Annotated in this window: 23 protein-coding genes; 5 read left to right on the top strand and 18 right to left on the bottom strand. The window is 41.9% G+C overall.

The window, feature by feature from the left end:
* Positions 1-188 precede the first annotated feature (188 nt).
* The 5 genes from IEW05_RS08035 to IEW05_RS08015 all read right to left on the bottom strand — a co-directional run bounded on the left by IEW05_RS08035 (position 189) and on the right by IEW05_RS08015 (position 4,183).
* Entirely contained in the window at positions 189-1,079 is an 891-nt protein-coding gene (locus IEW05_RS08035) for a radical SAM/SPASM domain-containing protein (protein ID WP_229753298.1), read from the bottom strand.
* A gap of 126 nt (positions 1,080-1,205) precedes the next feature.
* Complete coding sequence (locus IEW05_RS08030; RefSeq protein WP_188537497.1) at positions 1,206-1,709, bottom strand: GNAT family N-acetyltransferase; 504 nt, start codon at positions 1,707-1,709, stop codon at positions 1,206-1,208.
* An 18-nt stretch (positions 1,710-1,727) separates the two neighbouring features.
* Positions 1,728-2,420, bottom strand: a complete 693-nt coding sequence (locus tag IEW05_RS08025; RefSeq protein WP_188537495.1) for a hypothetical protein — start codon at positions 2,418-2,420, stop codon at positions 1,728-1,730.
* Positions 2,421-2,441: 21 nt separating this feature from the next.
* Positions 2,442-2,990 carry an RNA polymerase sigma factor gene (locus IEW05_RS08020; RefSeq protein ID WP_188537493.1) on the bottom strand — a complete coding sequence of 183 codons (549 nt, stop codon included), beginning with the start codon at positions 2,988-2,990 and terminating at the stop codon, positions 2,442-2,444.
* Between the two features lie 266 nt (positions 2,991-3,256).
* The gene (locus IEW05_RS08015; RefSeq protein WP_229753297.1) at positions 3,257-4,183 is read right to left on the bottom strand and encodes a DUF4183 domain-containing protein; all 927 of its coding nucleotides are present in this window, start codon (positions 4,181-4,183) and stop codon (positions 3,257-3,259) included.
* A gap of 213 nt (positions 4,184-4,396) precedes the next feature.
* Between IEW05_RS08015 and IEW05_RS08010 the strand changes: the two genes are divergently transcribed.
* The gene (locus IEW05_RS08010; protein WP_188537491.1) at positions 4,397-4,816 is read left to right on the top strand and encodes a DUF4183 domain-containing protein; all 420 of its coding nucleotides are present in this window, start codon (positions 4,397-4,399) and stop codon (positions 4,814-4,816) included.
* Positions 4,817-4,894: 78 nt separating this feature from the next.
* On the opposite strand, the gene IEW05_RS08005 is transcribed toward IEW05_RS08010, so the two are convergent.
* Positions 4,895-6,205 carry a voltage-gated chloride channel family protein gene (locus IEW05_RS08005; protein ID WP_188537489.1) on the bottom strand — a complete coding sequence of 437 codons (1,311 nt, stop codon included), beginning with the start codon at positions 6,203-6,205 and terminating at the stop codon, positions 4,895-4,897.
* 167 nt (positions 6,206-6,372) lie between these two features.
* Here IEW05_RS08005 and IEW05_RS08000 point away from each other — a divergent pair, with 167 nt between their 5' ends.
* A complete protein-coding gene (locus tag IEW05_RS08000) occupies positions 6,373-7,470 on the top strand; it encodes a chymotrypsin family serine protease (RefSeq protein WP_188537487.1) in 1,098 nt (365 codons plus the stop codon).
* A gap of 86 nt (positions 7,471-7,556) precedes the next feature.
* Here IEW05_RS08000 and rpoD read toward each other — a convergent pair whose 3' ends face one another.
* Complete coding sequence (gene rpoD / locus IEW05_RS07995) at positions 7,557-8,450, bottom strand: RNA polymerase sigma factor RpoD (RefSeq protein ID WP_188537485.1); 894 nt, start codon at positions 8,448-8,450, stop codon at positions 7,557-7,559.
* A 254-nt stretch (positions 8,451-8,704) separates the two neighbouring features.
* Positions 8,705-8,860 (bottom strand): hypothetical protein, encoded by a 156-nt coding sequence (locus IEW05_RS07990; protein ID WP_188537483.1) that lies wholly within the window; start codon positions 8,858-8,860, stop codon positions 8,705-8,707.
* 127 nt (positions 8,861-8,987) lie between these two features.
* Between IEW05_RS07990 and IEW05_RS07985 the strand changes: the two genes are divergently transcribed.
* Positions 8,988-9,686 (top strand): metal-dependent hydrolase, encoded by a 699-nt coding sequence (locus IEW05_RS07985; RefSeq protein WP_188537481.1) that lies wholly within the window; start codon positions 8,988-8,990, stop codon positions 9,684-9,686.
* A gap of 76 nt (positions 9,687-9,762) precedes the next feature.
* Here the strand turns inward: IEW05_RS07985 and IEW05_RS07980 are convergent, their stop codons facing one another.
* The 8 genes from IEW05_RS07980 to IEW05_RS07945 all read right to left on the bottom strand — a co-directional run bounded on the left by IEW05_RS07980 (position 9,763) and on the right by IEW05_RS07945 (position 17,152).
* Entirely contained in the window at positions 9,763-10,968 is a 1,206-nt protein-coding gene (locus IEW05_RS07980; RefSeq protein WP_188540777.1) for an MFS transporter, read from the bottom strand.
* A gap of 44 nt (positions 10,969-11,012) precedes the next feature.
* Positions 11,013-11,627, bottom strand: a complete 615-nt coding sequence (locus IEW05_RS07975) for a TVP38/TMEM64 family protein (RefSeq protein ID WP_188537480.1) — start codon at positions 11,625-11,627, stop codon at positions 11,013-11,015.
* Between the two features lie 71 nt (positions 11,628-11,698).
* A complete protein-coding gene (locus IEW05_RS07970) occupies positions 11,699-12,205 on the bottom strand; it encodes a GNAT family N-acetyltransferase (protein ID WP_188537478.1) in 507 nt (168 codons plus the stop codon).
* Positions 12,206-12,229: 24 nt separating this feature from the next.
* Positions 12,230-12,532: an antibiotic biosynthesis monooxygenase family protein gene (locus IEW05_RS07965; protein ID WP_188537476.1), complete on the bottom strand. Its 303-nt coding sequence runs from the start codon at positions 12,530-12,532 to the stop codon at positions 12,230-12,232.
* A gap of 230 nt (positions 12,533-12,762) precedes the next feature.
* On the bottom strand, positions 12,763-13,557 hold the full coding sequence (locus IEW05_RS07960) for an ABC transporter ATP-binding protein (protein ID WP_188537474.1): 795 nt from the start codon (positions 13,555-13,557) through the stop codon (positions 12,763-12,765).
* Positions 13,557-14,471 carry an ABC transporter permease gene (locus IEW05_RS07955; protein WP_188537472.1) on the bottom strand — a complete coding sequence of 305 codons (915 nt, stop codon included), beginning with the start codon at positions 14,469-14,471 and terminating at the stop codon, positions 13,557-13,559. The genes IEW05_RS07960 and IEW05_RS07955 overlap by 1 nt, the downstream gene beginning before the upstream one ends.
* Before the next feature lie 31 nt (positions 14,472-14,502).
* Entirely contained in the window at positions 14,503-15,537 is a 1,035-nt protein-coding gene (locus IEW05_RS07950) for an ABC transporter substrate-binding protein (protein ID WP_188537470.1), read from the bottom strand.
* A gap of 271 nt (positions 15,538-15,808) precedes the next feature.
* A complete protein-coding gene (locus IEW05_RS07945) occupies positions 15,809-17,152 on the bottom strand; it encodes a lytic polysaccharide monooxygenase (protein WP_229753296.1) in 1,344 nt (447 codons plus the stop codon).
* 478 nt (positions 17,153-17,630) lie between these two features.
* On the opposite strand from IEW05_RS07945, the gene IEW05_RS07940 reads away from it, so the two are divergent.
* Positions 17,631-18,869, top strand: a complete 1,239-nt coding sequence (locus tag IEW05_RS07940; RefSeq protein WP_188537468.1) for a multidrug effflux MFS transporter — start codon at positions 17,631-17,633, stop codon at positions 18,867-18,869.
* Between the two features lie 61 nt (positions 18,870-18,930).
* On the top strand, positions 18,931-19,437 hold the full coding sequence (locus tag IEW05_RS07935) for a YfiT family bacillithiol transferase (protein ID WP_188537466.1): 507 nt from the start codon (positions 18,931-18,933) through the stop codon (positions 19,435-19,437).
* Positions 19,438-19,527: 90 nt separating this feature from the next.
* Here the strand turns inward: IEW05_RS07935 and IEW05_RS07930 are convergent, their stop codons facing one another.
* Positions 19,528-20,466 carry a V-type ATP synthase subunit I domain-containing protein gene (locus IEW05_RS07930; RefSeq protein WP_229753295.1) on the bottom strand — a complete coding sequence of 313 codons (939 nt, stop codon included), beginning with the start codon at positions 20,464-20,466 and terminating at the stop codon, positions 19,528-19,530.
* Positions 20,467-20,501: 35 nt separating this feature from the next.
* Positions 20,502-21,428 carry a Gfo/Idh/MocA family protein gene (locus IEW05_RS07925; RefSeq protein WP_188537463.1) on the bottom strand — a complete coding sequence of 309 codons (927 nt, stop codon included), beginning with the start codon at positions 21,426-21,428 and terminating at the stop codon, positions 20,502-20,504.
* Between the last annotated feature and the right edge of the window lie 85 nt (positions 21,429-21,513).

Raw genomic sequence — 21,513 nt, 5'->3', positions numbered from 1 at the left:
TTTAATTGTACAAAATACATTTAAAAGTAAGATAGAAGCTCGATCAGGTCCTATTCATCCAATTTAGCTGTACTTTATACAACTAATTTCAGAAATCATTGCTAAACCTCATTTTTAACTGTAGAAGATACAATTAAATCTCTATAATAAAACAACCGCCCGGTTTTTAATCCGGACGGTTGTTTTGTTTATGCCATTCCCCCAAAGCGTTTGCGGTAACCACATTTGCGGCACAATTCCTCCACAGCTTCCCTGCGTGAGAATCCATCATACAATCGATTAGCTCGTTCACCATCAACTATTTCTGAGAATGGTGTTTCATACGCATTCCCAAGGTTAATAACCCCTTCTCCATCTAAACAGCATGGAATGACGGTCCCATCCACCAGAACTCCCGCCTGATTACGGAGTGCATGACAGAACCCTCGCCCATCATCCTCTTCAGCATTCAGATCCGGCCAGTCGAATTCAGCATCCTGATTTAAGTAAACGCGCTCAGCAAGCTTGATCCCAGTCCCTGGGATCACTCTCTCTTCGATATGATAATCCAGCCCAAACTCCTTCTCGATCATTTCAAGCGTGGCACGGTTACGACTTCGCTCTAGATTACTCTCATTATCCCTAGTCAAATTCCAAAGACGGAACGATACAATCATATTGGAAGACGCTACAGCTTCCCTTACAAAAGAGAGAATATTAGAGATATACCCTTCCCGGTCTGTAGAACCTTCATGTCCGTCAAAACTATGCAAAGAGAAATTCATCTGGCGAAGCGCTGGTTTCCCAAGCAACTTATCTCGATTCTTAGTAATTAAGGTACCATTCGTAGTGATATTGACCTTAAATCCCTTCTCATGACTTATATCCAGAAGCTCCCCAACTTTGGGATGAAGAAGTGGCTCTCCTTTGACATGAAAATAGATATAATCCGTATGTGGCTTGATATCATCCAATAGTTTGCTGAAATCCTCGACCTTGATAAACTTATATTCCCGTTTCGTTGGCGGACAAAAACTGCAAGCTAAATTACATATACTCGTTGTTTCTACATAGAATTTTTTAAATTTCTTTTTCATCATGGACCTACTCATCTATTTAAATTTGCGATTATTCATCGCATGAATATTATTGAAGCTTCTTTATATTTTAAGCTATCTTTTTAGGAGATGGTAGTCCATAAATGATTTTTAACAAGTTCTACTAGGTTATCTCGTACTCCAGCTTGGATCACACAGCACTACGGACGTTTCAATCTGCCGATCTGGAATACTCCAATATGTACGAAGCAGTTGCTCCTTCTCTTGTTGATCCACCTGTTTAAATCCATGCCGCATGTAAAAAGAAATCGCCCATGACGCGGATGCCCATGTTCCGATCAATAGTGGTTTATCTCCGTCATCCATCAAATGTGCAAGCAACTTACTTCCGATCCCTTTACCACGTTGATTCGTTCTAACGTAAGCATGACGAATTAAAGCCACATCTCCCTTGTCTTGGACACCCATCACACCAATAAGATTGCCTTCTTCATCTTCATATCCCCAAAAAGCAACTCCATCCGCCACTTCACTCTTTAAATGTTCCATCGACATATAAGGGTCACTGAATCGATCTTGCGGAATAATCCCTTTATAAGCTTGAGCTGCATCATTAATAATTGAATGAATGATTACGTCCTCACTACCGTCAATAGCGCATGATCTGATCACATAAAACTCCCCCTTGGTTTAACTATACTCATTCCAATATTTCGCTAAATATTTCTGTAGCAGAGTATCTAATGAATCTTTTCCGTCCGTTGCCTCTGATTCTGCTGACATAATTGCTGTCGCGAGCGGACCACTGATCCCTCTGCTGCCACCACTGATACCATATTCCGGTAGCCACTCAAATTGAGAATACCAGCGTTCAGAATAGTCCTTAGTACCTCCTGCGTTTTTGACGATATAAAGCCTGTGTAGAATATCACCACCGTCTCGATAATCGTAGTAGAAATATCCATTTTTCGAAAGTGCTTCTGCAATATTTATTTTTTCTCCATTTATCTTCAAAAGCAACCGCGCACCTGATTTCTTAACCAGCCAATCGCCTTCAACTCCGCTGATACCCAGATTGGTATTACCATTATCAAAAATTTGAAGCTCAACAGTATCACCGTTGGCAAAGAAGATTTGGTGCACCTGATCTTTAATCATCGCAACAATTTTACCATCTGTGGCCGCATATGAAGTCACGGATACTGTAAACATTACAATACATGCTACGATGGGAATCAATAGTTTACGCCTAATATGTAGTTGAATTTTGCCTGTTCTCTTTGTAGAATTCTTCTGCACACAAATCGAGTTCCACATGTTCTCCTTCTGTTCAGCGCTTGGTGTTAAAGCTTCAAATACATGATGAATTTGCGTACTTTTCATAGTGACCTCCTACTATAAAGTTTAGTTTTCAACTGTTTTATCTCTCGTTCTTAGATTTATAACATAGTTATCTTGAGTCCGATCTACTAAATTCATTTTTAATAATTTACGCCCTGTTGCTAATTGGGTTTGAATGGTGCTTACTTTGCGTTTGAGCATGTTTGATATTTCTTTCACTGAGTAGTCTTCAAAATAATATAGGTATAGCACTATTTTGTACTTATTGGGTAGCGTAAGCAGTCTTTCAAGTACTTCTCCTGATTGCTCACAATCATCCCAGCAAGACACCTCTGGCAGCGCGGTTAAATCAATCCGGCGGGTTTTCCACCAGCTTTTTAAAATATCCTTGCAGTGATTTTGAGTTAGAACAATAAACCATGCTTTTTCATGTTCATGGTCAGAAAAGATAGGACTAGATTTTATTAATTTTAAAAATATAGATTGAACAGCATCCTCTGCATCCGCTGAATTTTTCAAATACATATAACAGAGTCTATAAACTGTATCTACATTCCGTCTATATATCTCACCCAATTCTCTATCCGTACGCAATAAAGAATTCTTTCTCATCTCTTCACCTCCTACATAAATAACACGATTGAGCATATAAAAATATCTTATTTTTCAAAAATGATTTAAGTTAATCTAGCTACATCTACTATATGTTCAATCTAACTTTCTCATAGAAGAAGATAAACTTGTCCAAATATTCATGAAATACTCTAACTAATTATTCAAAATATACCGTGTTTTTGTGCGATTATGTACTGCTGTCTCCAACGGTCGCTTCAATAGTAATTTGGGTTCTAACATTGAAGCAGACCGCAGGAAAATAACTAAATATAAGTGACTTGGGTATTAAATTCAACGTTCTCAACCGTGATTGGAACGCCTGCATAGATAGTAGACTCATCAAGATACAGTGTCAGATCACTAGCCGTAATTGTATATAAACTACCTTCCTGTAAAATGCCATTGATAAATACATTCGTATAACTATTTGTGCCGGTACCATTAAATACGGTTACTACATTTCCATCGTCATCTATGAACAGATGACTTGGAATAGTTACAGTGGACTGTAAATTATCAGTCGGGAAAGTAACGTATCTGTAGGCTGTAGGCAGGACATCCACTTCAATACCACCAGTTATTCCTCCAGGTGGCCCTGTAACCCCCGTTGCCCCTGTTGGACCTTGTGCACCCTGCATGCCTGGCAGACCAGGTACGCCTGGATTTCCCTGCGGTCCCTGTAGACCTGGTGTACCTGGGATCCCCTGTGGGCCTTGCGCTCCCGGTAATCCCTGTAATCCTTGGGCTCCTGTTGCGCCCGTTGGACCTCGTGCACCTGGAATACCCGGCAGACCAGGTATTCCCTGCGCTCCTTGTGCCCCTTGCGGTCCTTGCGGTCCCTGTGGGCCTTGAGGTCCTTCTGGCCCTTGTGGTCCGGGAAGACAATGCTTGTGATGGTTCTCATGATGATCATTTTGATTATGATGACCTTCGGAACCTCTAAAACAATCTGATCCGAAATGACCAACATGACCTGAGTTCCCATGAAGACGATGCTTCCCCTTAGAGCGGCGTAACCCAATTACTCTTAAATGACTATGTTTTCTCCGGAACCGGAACTTTTTGACTCGTCTTAGACTTTGTTTGCCTTTTCTTACTTTACATAGGCATGAAGATTTCCGTCGTCTTTTTAACTTAATCTCTACTTTTTTCGAACACTTCCCCTTCTTCTTAAGAGAACGATGTTTCAATCCCAGGCAACTCCCTTCATATATCCAGGTTAATAATCATATAATATGTATCTTTATCCCATATTGAATTGGACTCCTATCCCTTGTCGTAATATATAAATCTAAATTTTCTATTCTCTAATAATAAGCCGTTTCACTATGAGATTTGCAGCATTAACTATAGTAAATCGAATGCTCATTCGATTAATTTTATAATAGAAAGAAGTTGGTCATATGGCTGTTATTAAACCAGTTTACACCGCCACAGCAACCGCGCCAGTTGCATCTGGTGGGGTAGTCACAACCGATGTGACTCCTGAAGTTTCTCGTTATTTGGCTATTATCAATGCAGGTATGATAGGAGCAACGGATACTACCATTCCAGCAGGTAGCTTTACTGATGATCTTGATAATCCGGTAGTTACCTTCCCTCCACTCACAGGCCAAGACTATTTCAATGTCTATCTGAATGGAGTACTTCAGCAAGGAGGACTTTCCACTTTAGCAACGACCGACTTAGTGTTGAACGCTATTACACCAGATATTACAGCAGGGGTACCGGTCCTACTCGAAATTTCCAGCTTTGACAATACAACTTCAACAATTACAACTCAACCAACCATCTCTGCACCCATTATTACAATCTATACCTAAGTAGTTAAAATGGTTATAACGACAAAACGAACCGTATCAACTACGGTTCGTTTTGTCGTTTATTTATGCTATAGCTACTTAATGCTCATTCTTTGCTGAATTCGCACTCTTTTCATCCCCCGGGACTGATCTTATCCCGTTTTTAAAGATCATAATTTGTTGAGAAGTGTAAATCCCGCTGTGACCTGAGAACAGATAACTGATGATGCAAGCGATAAACATAAACAAGGCTCCCTCAGCCCCAAACAATTCGATCCCCATAATGAAGCAAGCGATCGGTGTGTTTGCAGCACCGGAGAATACCGCGATGAAGCCTAGCGAAGCAAGAAAAGGAGCGTAGATATGTAAAGGACCGGCCAATGCATTTCCTAGAGTAGAACCAATAGCAAATAACGGAGTGACTTCGCCACCTTGAAAACCGGCTCCTAAAGTTGTAGAAGTAAAGATTATTTTCCACAGAAAGGCTAGTGGAGACACATCTTTTTCGAAGGAATCAGCTATCAAAGGTACACCTAATCCAAGGTAATCCCTAGAACCCACCAGATATACAAGAGCAATCACGACAAGTCCACCGACAGCGCTTTTTAATACCGCATTAGCAAAAATACGAGAGAACCATTTTTTCAAAAAATGGGTTAATCTACTGAACAAAAGACTGGTTAATCCAAATAGAATTGAGGCGATCACAACTTTGAGGAGAACGAGGACCGTTACCGCAGGAACTTGTCCCACCTGATAATGAATATGCGATATCCCCCAAAGCTTAGTCGCAACAAAATCTCCAATAAAGCTCGCGATGAAGCACGGTATAAGTGCTTGATAACTCATTAATCCGATAGCGATGACTTCAAGTCCAAACACCGTTCCGGCCAGTGGGGTGCCAAATACAGAACCAAACCCGGCGCTAATCCCGCACATGAGCAGAATCATCCGATCATTCCGGTTCACGTGTATGAGTTTACCAAAGCCCTCGGCCAGACTTCCCCCCATCTGCACCGCAGTACCTTCTCTACCTGCTGAACCGCCAAACAAATGAGTTACGAGTGTCCCGAATAACACTAGTGGTGCCATCCGCAGCGGAATCGTCTCATGTCCGTCTTGTATGCTCTCCAGAACCAGATTATTTCCCTTTGCACTATTCTTCCCGAATTTCATATATAAATAGCTAACCAATGCCCCTCCGAGAGGAAGCAGAAACAATAACCACGAGTGATCCACGCGTAACCCCGTAACATACTCCAAACTTACTAGAAAAAATGCCGAAGCCGATCCTACGATCAGACCAACGATTCCTCCATACAACAACCATTTGAGAAAGAATCCAAGTACTACGGCGTATGGCATTCGCTCAATAAAGGTTTGCCAATCAGCTCTTATCTTTGTAATCATGACCTATTTCCCCTTTTTCCTGAATCCCTCTGATGATCACAACACATTTTTGAATACTGATCATTATATTATCATTAAGCCGACACGATGAAAATGAAATTTAGGCACGCAAGCTTATCACCTATTACATAGTATGAAGCAAACTTAGAGAAAAAAGGTGATTTTCATTGACCAGTTTTCATAAAGCGTATTTAGTTAAGAAACGTCTATCCGGAAGCTTGTTAAGGAAACGTGGGATTCATGGTATCGGTGTTGGACTTAAAGATCCCGCACATCCTAAAAAAGGTGCTGCAGTTATAGTCTATGCCAATTCTCTCGCCGCAACAGGTATGAAAAAGAAAGATAAGAAAAACCAGCATAACATCACACGTATTCTAAACCCGAAGTCAACTTCAGGGGTTCCCATTCGTATCGTCCGGTCGGCAAAGTTTCATAAGAACAGCATCCCCCATAGTCAAAGGTTTCAGAGAAGAATTCGCCCCTTAATCGGAGGATATAGTATTGGTACAGAGAGTGAATCTGGTACCGCTGGTCTGATCGTCAGTCGTGCTCATTTTCCCCGAAGCAGATATATTCTCAGTAACAACCATGTACTCGTAAACGAGAATTCATGCCGAATATCTCCGACCGTTCAACCAGGAGGCGCCGACGGAGGCACGATTAAACGTGATCTCATTGGACATATGGACCGTTTTGTTAAATTGCAAAAGAGAAAAGTTAATTACATCGATGCAGCGACCTCAAAACCGCTGCGACGTAATTTACTGAAACCAAGTTATGCCGTCTTTGGAACCGTTCCCGGTCACATCCGTTCTTACCGAGTCGGCGATCGATTCAAAAAAGTCGGCCGTACAAGCGGAGTTGTTACAGGGGTTGTGGATTCTATCCATACAGATATCCAAGTCGGTTACGGCGATTATGGTAATCTAGGTACGATAACATTTAAGAACCAAAGTGTGATCCGTGGTAAACGTCCCGTCTCATTACCTGGCGACTCAGGTTCTGTTTGGCTGACCCGATCAGGGAATCAGGCTGCAGCTGTTAACTTTGCTGGATCTAGTGATGGCTACATGTCCATTTCCTACCCTGTCGAATGGTTTATGCAGGTGTTTGGAGACAAAGTCGCTCGGTCTAGAAAATGTGGTGTAAGCCGCGTACAGAAAGGCAGTAAACAAAAGTACTTATATACTCGACCTTTATCTTCCAAAGTCTTGTCTACTATCAGGGTGGTCCGTCCTAGCCGACGAGGGTCCAGATGCAGATAATATAAAAAAAACAGAAAGATGATCGAACAGGATATCCTTCCTGCTCAATCGTCTTTCTGTTCAGAAATTATTATACTCATAGATGCTTATTCCATGAAATCTTTAAGTCTCTTACTACGGCTTGGGTGTCTAAGCTTACGCAACGCTTTGGCTTCGATCTGACGAATCCGTTCCCGAGTAACGCCAAACTCCTTGCCTACTTCTTCAAGGGTACGTGTACGCCCATCATCAATCCCGAAGCGTAAACGAAGCACATTCTCTTCCCGTTCAGTTAGCGTATCTAGCACCTCTTCAAGCTGCTCTTTAAGGAGTTCATATGCTGCCGCATCTGCAGGAGCCATAGCGTCCTTATCCTCAATAAAGTCACCCAAATTCGAATCATTTTCTTCACCAATCGGTGTTTCCAATGATACGGGTTCTTGCGCTATTTTCATTATTTCTCGTACTTTATCAGGTGAAAGTTCCATTTCTTTAGCAATTTCTTCAGGTGTAGGCTCTCGACCAATCTCTTGCAGTAATTGTCTCGAAATTCGAATCAGTTTATTAATGGTTTCTACCATATGAACTGGAATACGAATCGTTCTTGCCTGGTCTGCAATCGCTCTTGTAATAGCTTGCCTAATCCACCATGTCGCATAAGTACTAAACTTAAAGCCTTTGGAATAATCGAATTTCTCAACCGCCTTAATCAGACCCATGTTACCTTCCTGAATCAAATCAAGGAATACCATACCCCGACCAACGTATCGCCGAGCAATACTTACTACTAGCCGCAAATTGGCTTCAGCCAATCTACGTTTAGCTTCTTCGTCGCCCTGCTCGATTCGTTGAGCAAGTTTGATCTCTTCTTCGCCGGACAACAAAGGTACCCGACCAATCTCTTTTAAATACATACGAACTGGGTCATCAATTTTTATGCCTGGTGGCAATGATAAATCGTCTGTATAACTTGGTTCATCGTGTTTCAAATCTTCTGACATGAATATGACCCCCACCCTAAAAAAATAAAAAAATGCTAAAGACTCACATTTTTCTCAAACATCTCTATATTTCAATTGACAATTTGCTGTGAAAGTGCTATTATAGAGGCAATTGTTATATAATAAGTTATGCAATGACTATCCGTTATTTTATCATGAATATCTAGCTAATTCAAGTCTTATTTTATCTAATATAGAGCTGATCCATACAATGGGTCAGCTTTTTTAATTCCGAGTTAAATATGGGGGATCTATTAGGAAATCAACCCTAATTTCTTAGCTTGCTCTTCCGTGAGAATAAACTGTTCATTAATCCATACCTCACTGTCCTCAGTAATACCAAACATAACCATAATCTTACCCCAAATCCCCTTTTGAACCGCTTCCCCCTGCGTAATGATAATTTTCATACCAAGCCCACCCCTCGTGTTTTGAATATATCCCAATCTATCGCAACTACTTGATGCATGTGACTAAAATGGGTAAAGTTCGTTATACTTATATACAAATAAACAAATATACCATGAGGTGAAGCAATTGAGATTAACTTTTCTAGGACATTCATCCATCCACATCGATACAGGACACTATCAATTGATTATCGATCCGTTCCTGGATGGAAACCCAAGCGCAGCTATAGCTCCAGAGGAAGTCAATGCCGATTATATTCTACTTACACATGGTCATTCCGATCATATCGGAGATACAGAGAAAATTGCGAAACGGACGGGTGCGACGATCATTGCTGTTGTTGAATTAGCTGATTATTTCGAAAGTAAGGGTCTTCAGACTGTTGGAATGAATTTGGGAGGGTCTTGTATATTTCCGTTTGGTAAACTCAAATTCACACCTGCATTGCACAGCTCTTCCGTACAGATTGACGGTAGAAATGTCTACTTGGGTGTTGCAGCTGGACTTCTGCTCGATTTAGAAGGATTTAACGTTTATCATGCCGGTGATACTGCACTATTCAGTGATCTGAAGTTAATCGGAGATCGGAACTCGATTGATCTTGCACTATTGCCCATTGGTGATTTCTTCACGATGGGTCCTGAGGATGCTCTTCAAGCAGCTGAATGGCTCAAAGCGAAACATGTAATTCCTGTACACTATAATACTTTTCCCCCAATTAAGCAGAACGGGGATCAATTTGTGACCGAACTAGCTCACAGAAATATCGTAGGACATACCTTAAAGCCGGGAGATCATCTCATTCTCGAAGAACTGAACCTATAATAAATATACAATTAAGAGAAACGCGGCCTCCATTCCCCTTCATATATCCGGGCTGGAGGCCTTTTATTTTCAAGTATTAATCGATTAACTCTTGACCTTTTGTTTCCTTACCTAGACATAATACAGCTACAGCACCAACGATGATCGTCAAAAAGAAGATCACGAAGATCGATCCAATTGTAACGTGTCGTGATACCAACAGACCAACAAGCAGGGGAGCGATAATTCCGCCTACTCTCCCGAAGGATGCAGCTAACCCAACGCCAGTCGAGCGAACACTGGTTGGATATAACTCTGGAGTATAAGCGTACATTCCACCCCAAGCTCCTAAGTTAAAGAAGGATAAACAAATTCCCGCTGCGATTAACATCCCTTCTGTCGCAGCGTTGCCGAACCAAACTGCACTAAATGCCGTTAAGATCAAATACAATACGAGGACAAACTTACGTCCGAACTTCTCAATGAAATAAGCCGCTGTAAAATAACCCGGAAGTTGCGCTAATGTCATGATCAACACATATTGAAAGCTCTTCACCAAGCTAAATCCTTTAAGAATCATGACCGATGGAAGCCATAGGAACATCCCATAATAAGAGAACACAACCGTAAACCATAAAATCCATAACATGATCGTAGAACGTCTATGCGGCTTCGCCCAAAGAGTACGAAATCTATCCTTTAGAGATCTGTGTGCTACCTGCTTGGTAAAACGAGGAGAGTCCGAAATGGCCTTCCGAAGATAAAGTGCATAGAAAGCCGGTAAAGCTCCAATAAGAAAAGCAAATTGCCAGCCATACTTAGGGATTACAAAAAATGAAACCAAAGCAGCTGCGATCCACCCAGCAGCCCAGAAACTTTCAAGAAGTACAACTGCCCTTCCTCGATCTTTAGATGGTACGGATTCAGAGACTAAGGTTGAAGCCACAGGAAGCTCCCCTCCAAGTCCAAATCCTGCGATAAAACGTAGTATGCATAGGACTACAAAACCAGTTGCTGCCGCAGACAATCCGCTCGCTATTGAGAAAATAAGCAGCGTCCACAGGAGAACTGCTTTACGACCAAATTTGTCCGCCATAATTCCCGCAATCGCAGCTCCAAACGCCATCCCGACTAAATTGACACTATTGAAAATGCCAGCTTGCAGCGGTGTCAGACCCCATTTCATCGTTAGATCGGCTACAACAAAAGATATTATACCAACATCCATAGCATCAAACATCCAACTAAACCCAGCACTCGTCAGTAACTTACGTTGCTTAGGATCACGAACAATTTCCGGCATTTCCACAGTATTCTCCCCTTGGTAACCATTTAATCAATATCTATCTATTTATTAACTCTTAACCTACGTTCTCTCCTTGTCATCTGACGATGTCTAATAATAAATACAATACCCAGTATGAACAAAAATAGAACATATGATGTTATAAGCTTACTTAAATCAATATCCGGAAATACAATTGGGGCACTTATAATGCCGAATAACCATATACTGGATAAGTTTCCGATGAGGTTAGCCCAAGTGTAAGAGATCGTCTTCATATTTGAAATTGCCGACATAAAGGAAATAAGATTATTAGGCATTACTGGGATTGTTCTCAGAAAAATAACCGCCCATACTCCGTAGCGATCAATACTTTCTTGCCATCTATGATATTTCTCCAACTTTTTCATCCATTTACGATTGAACCAATCCGCTAATAAATATTGACAGAGTAGATAGATAACCGTACCGGCTATTGTCCCTACCAGCCAACTAGCAAATAAACCTTTTGCAACACCAAGAACCGATAAATGAAGCATGAGCAACGTGGCAAACGGAAAGAAACCGACCACCCCTTGAATAATCGCAAGTGGAATCGTTAATAATAAAATTGAAAATCCACCCAATTGAGTCGTCTCGACCAGCCACTCCGTCATCTGTTGTATCCATTCGTCCAACTGATCCATTTCTCCATTCTAATAAATAAAATAATAACCAAAACTGATAAGTCGTTGATAGGTCTTTCTAGTTAAGCATCTATCCTTCTCCCTAAAATAACTAAATCGCGTTCTATCCCATCCAAATTGGCAACCTTGGGAAGATAAGCCCATTGTTCAAATCCCTTTTTACGCAAAAGAGCTAGGCTTGGTTCATTGTGGGCAAACACGAATCCGAGTAGTGTATTAATAGATAGCTCAGGGGATGCAGTAATCGCTTTGTCAAGAAAAAGACTGCCAATACCGCATCCACGATATTCTCCGGAAATATAAATGCTAATTTCTGCGGTCGCATTGTAAGCAGGTCTTCCGTAAAAAGATTGAAAACTGAGCCATGCGATAATTGTCTCACCCGATTTCATGACCCATAAAGGTCGATGATTTGGAGAATGTTCATGAAACCAAGGCTCTCTACTAGCTACAGTAACCGGTTCTAGATCAGCGGTTACCACTCGTCCAGCTATCGTTTCATTATAAATCTCAACGATTCGCTCCAAATCACTTCTTGTTGCATCTTCAATAATATAAGGCACACTCATATACAATCTCCTATGTCTTTGTCTTCAGTTTGCTTCATGTCTAATCTGAACGTAATGTTGGACCGTTGGAAAGGGATCATAGAAATGATGTAATAACGCCTTCCATTCTTCGTACTGAGGTGACTTGCGGAAGCCGATCTCATGGTCAGTAATTGATCTCCATTTAACGAGCAGAATATATTTGTTCTCCTCTTCTACACATTTATGGAGTTCATGCTCAAGATAACCATTCATTTGTGAAATGATCTTGGATGCCTTTCTGAACTGGCTCTCAAAATCATTTATAGTGCCCGGTTTAACATGTAATTCGGCTACTTCAAGAATCACCCAAGCCCACCACTCTTCCCGCGCAAATTTGACTTCACTTCAGTTAAACACGATATCTAATTCTATAATTATACCATTCTCCTTAATAATACGACAAAAACAGGCGTTCTGCCCCGCAATTAATTGAAAAAGCCTATTACGGTTGAAAAATCCCCGCAATAGGCTTTGCAACATTTTCAAACATCGGGCTCTTCCGTTTCCGAGTAGGTTACTACAATCCCCAGAAGGAGTCAACCAAGCATAACGCGATCATCCGATAGCTTATGTCCACTAATCGCTTCAAACTCACCCAGCAACTGCTCCATCGTCAGATGACACTTCTTATCCTCATTTACATCAAGGATTACTCGCCCATTATCCATCATAATTAAGCGATTGCCCAAACGAATAGCTTGTTCCATGTTATGTGTAACCATCAGGGTCGTCAACTTCAATTCGCTGACAATGCTCTGCGTGAGCTGAGTCACCAATTCGGCTCTTGCCGGATCAAGTGCTGCGGTATGTTCATCAAGCAGTAAGATTTGCGGCTCTGTGAAACTTGCCATAAGCAAGCTCAGTGCCTGACGCTCCCCACCGGACAATGTACCTACTTTCGCACGCAGACGATCCTCAAGACCAATCCCAAGACGGCTAAGCTGCTCGCGGAAGAGCGTGCGCCGCTTCGATGTAACACCAATGCGTAAACCACGGTTTTGACCACGAGTATAGGCCATTGCCAAATTCTCTTCAATCGTCATATGGGGTGCGGTTCCAGCCATCGGATCTTGAAAGACACGCCCAATCCAGCGACTTCGTTTATATTCAGGTAGGTTACTCACATCATTCCCACCTATAATAATACGACCCACATCTGGTTTAATTACACCAGAAATCATGTTCATCAGCGTTGATTTGCCGGCCCCATTACTGCCGATCACTGTAACGAAATCTCCCGGCTCTAGGGTTAGGTTAATATTTACAAGTGCGATCTTCTCGTCTGCTGAACCGGGATGGAACAACTTAGATACGTTAATAAGCTGCAGCATTATTGTTCCCCTCCCAGGCTTATCTTGTCGGTCACCGCTGCGATTTCACTTGATCGCTTCCGCGCCATGATCTTCTGCTTCCGAGATCTCTGCATGGTTGGTAGTACTAACGCCACCACGACAATGACGGCAGTAATCAATTTCAAATCGGTCTGTTCAATCCATTCTATCCGTAGCGCCAATGCATAAATAAAGCGATAAACGATGGAACCTAATACAACGGCAAGTGTGGCAAAGAATACCGTTCTTGCCCCGAAAATTGCTTCCCCGATAATAACGGAAGCAAGCCCGATCACAATCATCCCAATTCCGGATGAAATATCTGCGAATCCAGAGCTCTGAGCAATCAGCGCTCCTGACAACGCGACTAGCCCATTCGAGAGACTTAGGCCAAGAATAATCGTATAATCGGTGTGCGCACCGAAACTACGAATCATTCGTTGATTGTCACCCGTCGCTCGAAGCGATAAACCGAGATCTGTATGGAAGAACAAATCCAATAATAGCTTCACTATAATAACTATAAATGGCATCAACAAAAGTACTGGTACCGAGCTGAACAATGTATTTTCACCTAATAATGATACATTAGGCTTGCCCAGTATCCTCATGTTGATAGAGTAAAGAGCGATCATCATCACGATCCCTGATAACAGACCATTTATCCGACCTTTAGTATGGATCAAACCCGTTAGAGCTCCTGCTACCATACCTCCACCAAAAGCGGCAATTGTTGCGATCCAAGGAGCAACGCCCCCAGTTATCATAACTGCACCAATCGCCCCGCCCGTCGTAAAACTGCCATCAACCGTTAAATCAGGAAAATCCAATATTCGAAAAGTGATATACACCCCTAACGCCATCAGGGCATAGATCATTCCCGATTCAAGCGCTCCGAGCAACGAGTTCAACATGATGTGTTCCTCCTACGTATTGGTGAGAAACCTATTCCAGAAGGTTGTTCTCTTTATCCTTCACTTGATCCTTCATTGCGTCAGTCACTTCTATTCCTTGCTCAGCTGCCGCCTTCAAATTAAGAATCAAGTCGAGTTTGTCTGGTACCGTTACTTTCATATCTCCAACTTTTTTACCGTTCTTCAACACTTCAACAGCCATTTGACCAACTTGATAACCGTGATCATAGTATTTGAATCCTACTGTAGCAAAAGCACCTTTTTCTACCGAATCGCGATCACTAGAGAAGAAAGGGATATCGTTCTCATTCGCCACTTGAATAACCGAACTAACTGCTTCTACGACCGTATTATCAAGCGTAATGTAGAGAGCTTCCACACGGCCTATTAAAGACTCTGCTGCTTGCTTCACTTCTGATGTATTCGTTACCGATGCCTTCACAAGCTTGATCCCATGTTTATCGAGCGCTTTTTCAGCATAGTCGGCCATAATCACCGAATTGGGTTCACCTTGATTGATCACAATACCTACATTTTTCACATCTTTAACATTGGCAGCTAAGAAATCCATCAATTTCGAAATGGCTTCCGGGTTTGTATCGGAAGCTCCAGAGATATTGCCGCCTGGGTGATCCAGATTGTCAATAAGCTTCGCATCAATTGGATCCGTTACAGCTGCAAAGAGGATTGGTGAGTTTTTCACATTTTGGACGATCGCTTGAGCTGTCGGTGTTGCAATAGCCAGAACAAGGTCGTATTTCTCTCCGGCAATTTTTTGCGCAATCGTATTATTATTGTTTTGATCTCCTTGTGCATTGTTATAATCAAGCTTCAAGTTGTCTCCCTCTACTATTCCAGCATCCTTGAGTGCAGCTAGGAAACCTTCACGTGTCGCATCGAGCGACGGATGTTCAACGATTTGCGAGATCGCAATTTTATAAGATGTCTTATCTGCTGAACCTCCCTCATTACCGCTACTACTACTCTTATTACTGTTGTTTCCGCATCCTACTACACTGATCAATAGCGCGGATACCGCCAAGATCGCACCTAATTTCTTCTTCATTTATACCGTCCCCCTCCATAAAATAAAAACTTCATCACATTAAATACATAGAGCATGAATTGGTTAACGCTTTCATCCATAAAAGCATTAAAGCATCATGATATGCAAATACCTTACGCCCCCTGAGTGCGATATGTTATCATTATATTATATGGTGGTCAATTATCCGTCAATCTAAATTGTTTCGTAGTCTATAAGAACATAGAAAGATGACTTCTGATAGAATGGATAGATCAGAAGTCATCTTTCTTATTAATCGTTTAGAAGGTAGTTAAGGAATCACTTTCCATACGTCTGCCCCACTTGAACCAGGCGTTTCCCCCAGTGTCCACCATTTGGCTTCATAGTTAACACCGTTATGCGTCACTTTGTTGCCACCCACATAGACCGTTGACGCGCTCCATGCTGGATAAGTGGTAGGTGCAGCCGGTGTCGTTACGTTAAGCGTGTTGCTCGCTGCCGATACATTCCCAGCGGCATCGACCGCCTTTACGGTGAAAGAGTAAGCTGTACTCGGCGATAAATTAGTGACTAAATATTCCAAAGTAGATCCTGATACCGTATCCACAAGTGTAGATCCACGGAATATTTGATAACCTGTCACCCCAACGTTATCACTCGATGCGCTCCACATCAGGGGTACTGTTGTTGAGGTTGCACTACCCATGACATGAAGGCTTGTTGGAGCTGAAGGGGGATCAACATCCGGCCCGGTGACAGCAAGGGTTGTAAAGGAAGCCGTGTTACTCGATGCGGATACATTACCAGCTGCATCAAATGCTTTTACTGTAATGTTATAGGCTGTACTGGATGTCAGACCGGTCAAATTGTAACTCAATACTCCATTAGTTGAAGCAATTTGCGTAGCACCATTAAATATCCGGTAGCCAGCAACACCAACATTATCTGTAGAAGCTCCCCATACAACTGTTGCACTTGTCGCTGCAATATTAGACACCGCTACACCAGTAGGTGCAGTTGGAGCTATATTATCGACATCGCCAGCAAAGTTAACATCGATAACATTATAGAAAGCATTAGCTGTATCAGCAATCTCCCATACCGCTAGAATAACCTGATACCCCGTTCTATTAGGAACATTGCAAGTGTCAGAATAAGTATTTCCAGGCGTTCCTTTATAAGAAACGCTACAGAAAGGAGTCAAATCGAATGAGGCTCGGGTAAGTGGCGCATCTGGATTCCAGTCCTGCTTGGTAATGTAATATTTCCAACTTGATGTAGAGTGTGGGACTTTTATATTCCAATTGAACGTAGTCGGACCTGGGCTTATGTTCACCTTATTCCAGCGTGTCGCTGATTGCTCATCAAGTGGGGCGAACGCACCGTTAGCACTGGCAATCTTACCATCAGCCGGACCTGCTGCAGGAAACCCTTTAAGCGCTTCAAGACTATAAGGCTCATAGATGATGAGGCCACAATTTTTATTTATTCCAGAGGCACATAGGTCAGCACGGCTTGATGGATTATTCACGTAACCGTGGGCAGAGGCTTTTCCCTCAAGCACAAATAACATAATAATAGCTAGCATTAGCGCCATACAGCTTGTAAGTAGTACTTTTATCATTCCAGGTTGATTTAAACGTAAAGTCGTCAATATAAACTCCCTCCTCTTAATGTTAAAAGTTAGAATAAAGTTCCATACACAAGCAATTCCTTAAGCGATACCTCCCTTCGATGTCATCCTCTGAGTTAAACTTTACCCATAATGGCTTGTCCTTCCGATCCTGATCCTCCTTTATACAGAATGTGTATATAAACTCTTTGAGAGTTTATAACAGCACAAGTAAAACTATTAATGAAAGCGATTACAAAAATGGAGTGAGATTTGAACTTAGATTACAAAATATAGCTGGTATATACTTATTTAACTGGCGATAGTGTATCATTAATCACACCTTTATTATACATTAATTGTTAATTTAAACAATATTATTCTTATTTTAAATAATTGAGTAAAAATAAGTCCGCACTTAATTACCTAAAGACGCTTACGTCATCTTTATCCTATATAGTATAATGGACAAATCTGCGTCAAAAAGAGAAGTAGTTTGGTAGAAAGGATGTTCCATCGAATGAATACAAACACAGTTAATTCTTCTATCTCTGACAGTCCAATATCACGATCAGGTCGATTAAAATCCATCCTTATTCTTGGCAGTCTATCTGCCTTCGGACCACTTTCACTGGATATGTATCTCCCTGCACTTCCGAAGTTAGCAGGCGATCTTAACACGACCGCCTCTATGGCTCAGCTTAGCCTAACAGCTTGTCTACTTGGGCTTGCGCTTGGCCAACTCGTGGCTGGACCACTAAGCGATGTACGTGGTAGACGTACTCCCCTAATTTTTGCTTTAACCATGTATGCATTGAGTTCACTGCTATGCGTCTTCGCACCATCAGCCTGGTTCTTGATTGCATTTCGCTTCATACAAGGGTTGTCAGGGGCAGCGGGAATCGTTATCTCGCGTGCGATCGTACGTGATATGTATTCCGGCACGGAGCTTACGAAATTCTTCTCACTCCTCATGCTTGTTAACGGAGCTGCTCCTATACTGGCACCACTCTTTGGTGGGCAACTACTGAATTTCGTATCATGGCGTGGTGTGTTCGTCGTGCTAAGTCTGATTGGTGTTGCCATGATGTTATCAGTTCTATTAGGACTTCCCGAGACATTACCCAAGGATCAACGACAATCTGGTGGGATGAAAGAGACTTTGTTAACCTTCAGACGTCTCGTGAAGGACCGGGTATTTATCGGATACTGCTTATCCCAAGGTCTTGTAACTGCAGCTATGTTTGGGTATATTTCCGGTTCTTCTTTTGTAATGCAAAATATATTCCATGTATCAGAGCAAATGTATAGTCTAATCTTCGCTATAAACGGTGTAGGCATCATTATTGCTACACAGACAACAGGGCGTCTTGCAGGAAGATTTAAAGAATCCTCCCTACTAACTTTCGGTTTAGGGCTGTCGGCAATTTCCTCTATCGTTTTGTTGAGTGTTATTTTGACGGGTGGCGGACTATTCGCTGTCCTCGTACCATTATTCTTCGTTGTATCTTGCGTTGGTATCGTTGGAACTGCAAGCTTCCCATTAGCAATGCAGAATCAGAGTCAATCCGCTGGCAGCGCTTCAGCACTGCTCGGTCTATTACCCTACATCCTCGGCGCTGTAGTAGCACCACTCGTTGGTCTTGGCGGTGATCAAACAGCAGTACCAATGGGAATTGTCATTGCTGTTTCCAGCATTAGCGCTCTCATGTGCTACTTTTTAATCGTTCGTAGAGCGCAGGCTCAAAAACAACTGTAGTTTTCCCAGATAAGTAAGTGATAAGATATATTTCAGGATAAGAAATGAGGAGATGTATCGGATGAATGAAAAGTACCCCATTGGTCAATTTGAATGTCCAGCTACTATTACGTTTGATGAGATCACAAATTGGATTGATGAAATTCGTGGGCTTCCAAGTAGACTAATTGAGGTAGTACGTCATTTGTCAGATCAAAAGTTAGATTGCCCATATCGTGAGCATGGTTGGACAATCCGCCAAGTTGTACATCATATTGCCGATAGCCACATGAATGCTTATATTCGTTTTAAGTTAGCATTAACCGAAGACAATCCAACAATTAAACCGTATGATCAAAATGAATGGGCTAATTTATCAGATAACAAACTTCCAATTGAGGGCTCTCTTCAAATCATTGAAAGCTTGCATGAACGATGGAGCTATTTACTACGAAGTTTAACTGATGACCAACTAAAGAGAACTTTTCATCATCCTGATTCTGGATTAGTGACTTTAGAAAAAAACATTGGCATTTATGCATGGCATGGCAATCATCATTTAGCACATATTCAAAACGCTCTACATTAATCAAAAAAAGAAAGAACAGGTCATTACGAAGTTATACCCATTTAGTAGCACGGGGTAACATCATCATGACCTGTTCTTTTTTATATAATATTACTTATATAGTTCAACCGTTTGGATGTACTTCCGTTCAATGGTAGCTAACTCAGATTCGACTTTGCGTTTTGCAGATTCTAAACCAGACTGCATCCTATTGATCTTGGATTGCTTCTCTCTCACCTGTTCAAGCGTATCATTAATCCGCCCCTGAACCAGCCAATCCGTAATGAATCCATCAAAGAAATAATCACCGAACTTAAGCGCACCGCTAATTTCTAAGTCCTCAGGTAAATGCTCACCCACATCACCCAGCTCCTTCTGGAATCGTCGAAGACTGTTCTGTGCTATATAAATATGTTCCATCGCTTCATCAACACGGCTGTGTTTGATATGAGTGGAAATCATCCCACCTCCGAGCATATCATAGGTGCCCCAGTTCTTTGCGGAACGCAATTCATCCTCTGCCCGACCCAAATCATAAATAACGGACTGACCGGCCTGGACGGCTTCGTTAAGTTCCTTGTATTGAACTTTCAATTCAGCTCGGCGTTCGGTAAGTTCTCTAAGTTCGGCATTATCACGAAGAAGCTGCTCCTCTTTAGTCCGGAATATTTGATCATAATCCATCTTCCAGAATCGAACGTCTTTCAGTTGTTGCTCTAAATGATTGATTTGTTCGAGTGTATCTATAACCGCCCGTTCAGCTTCGTCGTATTTAAGTTTTGCCTCAAATACTTCCCGCTGTTCTTGATCCAGTTTTTCATCTTTTTTACCTAGAATTGTGTAGAAAAAATAAGTCAGCGACATCCCCGTTAGCTTATCAACGTCCTTCTCTTCCAAAACAAGTCTTTGTTGCCACATATCCCTTGTGGACTCTAGCTCAGCAAGTTCCTTCTGAAGTTGAATTAAGCGAGCCTCCAACTTCTCTTTTTTCCGTCCAAGTTCCTTTAACTCGATCAAACGCGCATTTAGATCCTCAAACAAAACAATCACTCCTCTCTTAACTAATTCCTGGTGAGTTCAACCTATTACTTGCTCCAGACCTCAGCGCCTTTTGCTTCCACTTGCCCTACAATTAATTCACACAAGCGATGACTCTCAAGCGCATCACGCGAGGAAATCATCGGTTGCTTGTTCTCACGAATGCAGGTAATAAAATGAGAAATCATTTGCTCAAACCCTCTACGATATAACACGGGATCCCAATCATTAAACTGCTGTCTACTTTCTTGTCCTCCATTAAAATGAGCTGTCGTGTTCAACCCTTCAATGACCCATTTATTTCCTGGATTCATTACTTCAAGCGTTTCTTCATTTGTACCTGAATCACGATTCATCAGACCTGTAAAATTAAATCCGTCTCCTTGAAGTTGAAGCTTAACAAAATGGAGCTTCCCATCTTGAATATAGGATGAAACAGAGGTTTCTGTAATTTCACCTGGAGCAAGAAAGCGAATCGTATCCACCACATGGATGAAGTCATCAAAGATGAATCGGCGGGCGAAATCAGGTGAAGCCATTCGATTCTTCTGCAAATGAACTAATCGCAGATCATTTTGCTCCTTCATCGACGCGTACATCGGAGCAAACCTCCGATTGAAGCCGACCATTAGAGTCACTCCGGCCTCTTCGGCTAAATCAACAAGTCTCTTAGACTCCTCGTAGTGGTAAGAGATTGGCTTATCTACAAAGACATGAATCCCGTTCCTAATCAATTGCTCCGCGATGCTCACATGAGATTCTGTACTTGTATGAATAAAAGCCGCATCAACTCCAGCTTGAATGAGCTCTTCAACACTTTCTGCAGTTTCGCTAACACGGTACTTACTTGCTAACTGTTCCAGCCTGTCACGGTTCCGTGTACAAAATACAAGCTGGATATGTTCAATTCCCGTAATCACCGGTAAATAGGCCTTACACGCGATGCTTCCGAGTCCAATTATTCCAATACGCATCTTATATCCTCCTTGGATCACTTATAATATATCGCTAACTCACATTATATAGAATTACGGACTCCCTGACGAATGTCTGAACCCT

This window comes from Paenibacillus segetis, assembly GCF_014639155.1.
Lineage (GTDB): Bacteria > Bacillota > Bacilli > Paenibacillales > Paenibacillaceae > Fontibacillus > Fontibacillus segetis.
This window is presented reverse-complemented; position numbering and strand designations above follow the sequence as displayed.

Bases quoted from the DNA above. Each gene is read 5' to 3' on its own strand.
- IEW05_RS07950 (WP_188537470.1), bottom strand. From the start codon at position 15,537: ATGAAGAAGAAATTAGGTGCGATCTTGGCGGTATCCGCGCTATTGATC.
- IEW05_RS07925 (WP_188537463.1), bottom strand. From the start codon at position 21,428: ATGCGTATTGGAATAATTGGACTCGGAAGCATCGCGTGTAAGGCCTAT.
- IEW05_RS08005 (WP_188537489.1), bottom strand. From the start codon at position 6,205: ATGATTACAAAGATAAGAGCTGATTGGCAAACCTTTATTGAGCGAATG.
- IEW05_RS08010 (WP_188537491.1), top strand. From the start codon at position 4,397: ATGGCTGTTATTAAACCAGTTTACACCGCCACAGCAACCGCGCCAGTT.
- IEW05_RS08020 (WP_188537493.1), bottom strand. From the start codon at position 2,990: ATGAGAAAGAATTCTTTATTGCGTACGGATAGAGAATTGGGTGAGATA.
- IEW05_RS07960 (WP_188537474.1), bottom strand. From the start codon at position 13,557: ATGCTGCAGCTTATTAACGTATCTAAGTTGTTCCATCCCGGTTCAGCA.
- IEW05_RS07940 (WP_188537468.1), top strand. From the start codon at position 17,631: ATGAATACAAACACAGTTAATTCTTCTATCTCTGACAGTCCAATATCA.
- IEW05_RS08035 (WP_229753298.1), bottom strand. From the start codon at position 1,079: ATGATGAAAAAGAAATTTAAAAAATTCTATGTAGAAACAACGAGTATA.
- IEW05_RS07955 (WP_188537472.1), bottom strand. From the start codon at position 14,471: ATGTTGAACTCGTTGCTCGGAGCGCTTGAATCGGGAATGATCTATGCC.
- IEW05_RS07980 (WP_188540777.1), bottom strand. From the start codon at position 10,968: ATGCCGGAAATTGTTCGTGATCCTAAGCAACGTAAGTTACTGACGAGT.
- IEW05_RS08025 (WP_188537495.1), bottom strand. From the start codon at position 2,420: ATGAAAAGTACGCAAATTCATCATGTATTTGAAGCTTTAACACCAAGC.
- IEW05_RS07990 (WP_188537483.1), bottom strand. From the start codon at position 8,860: ATGAAAATTATCATTACGCAGGGGGAAGCGGTTCAAAAGGGGATTTGG.
- rpoD (WP_188537485.1), bottom strand. From the start codon at position 8,450: ATGTCAGAAGATTTGAAACACGATGAACCAAGTTATACAGACGATTTA.
- IEW05_RS07970 (WP_188537478.1), bottom strand. From the start codon at position 12,205: ATGAGTGTGCCTTATATTATTGAAGATGCAACAAGAAGTGATTTGGAG.
- IEW05_RS07935 (WP_188537466.1), top strand. From the start codon at position 18,931: ATGAATGAAAAGTACCCCATTGGTCAATTTGAATGTCCAGCTACTATT.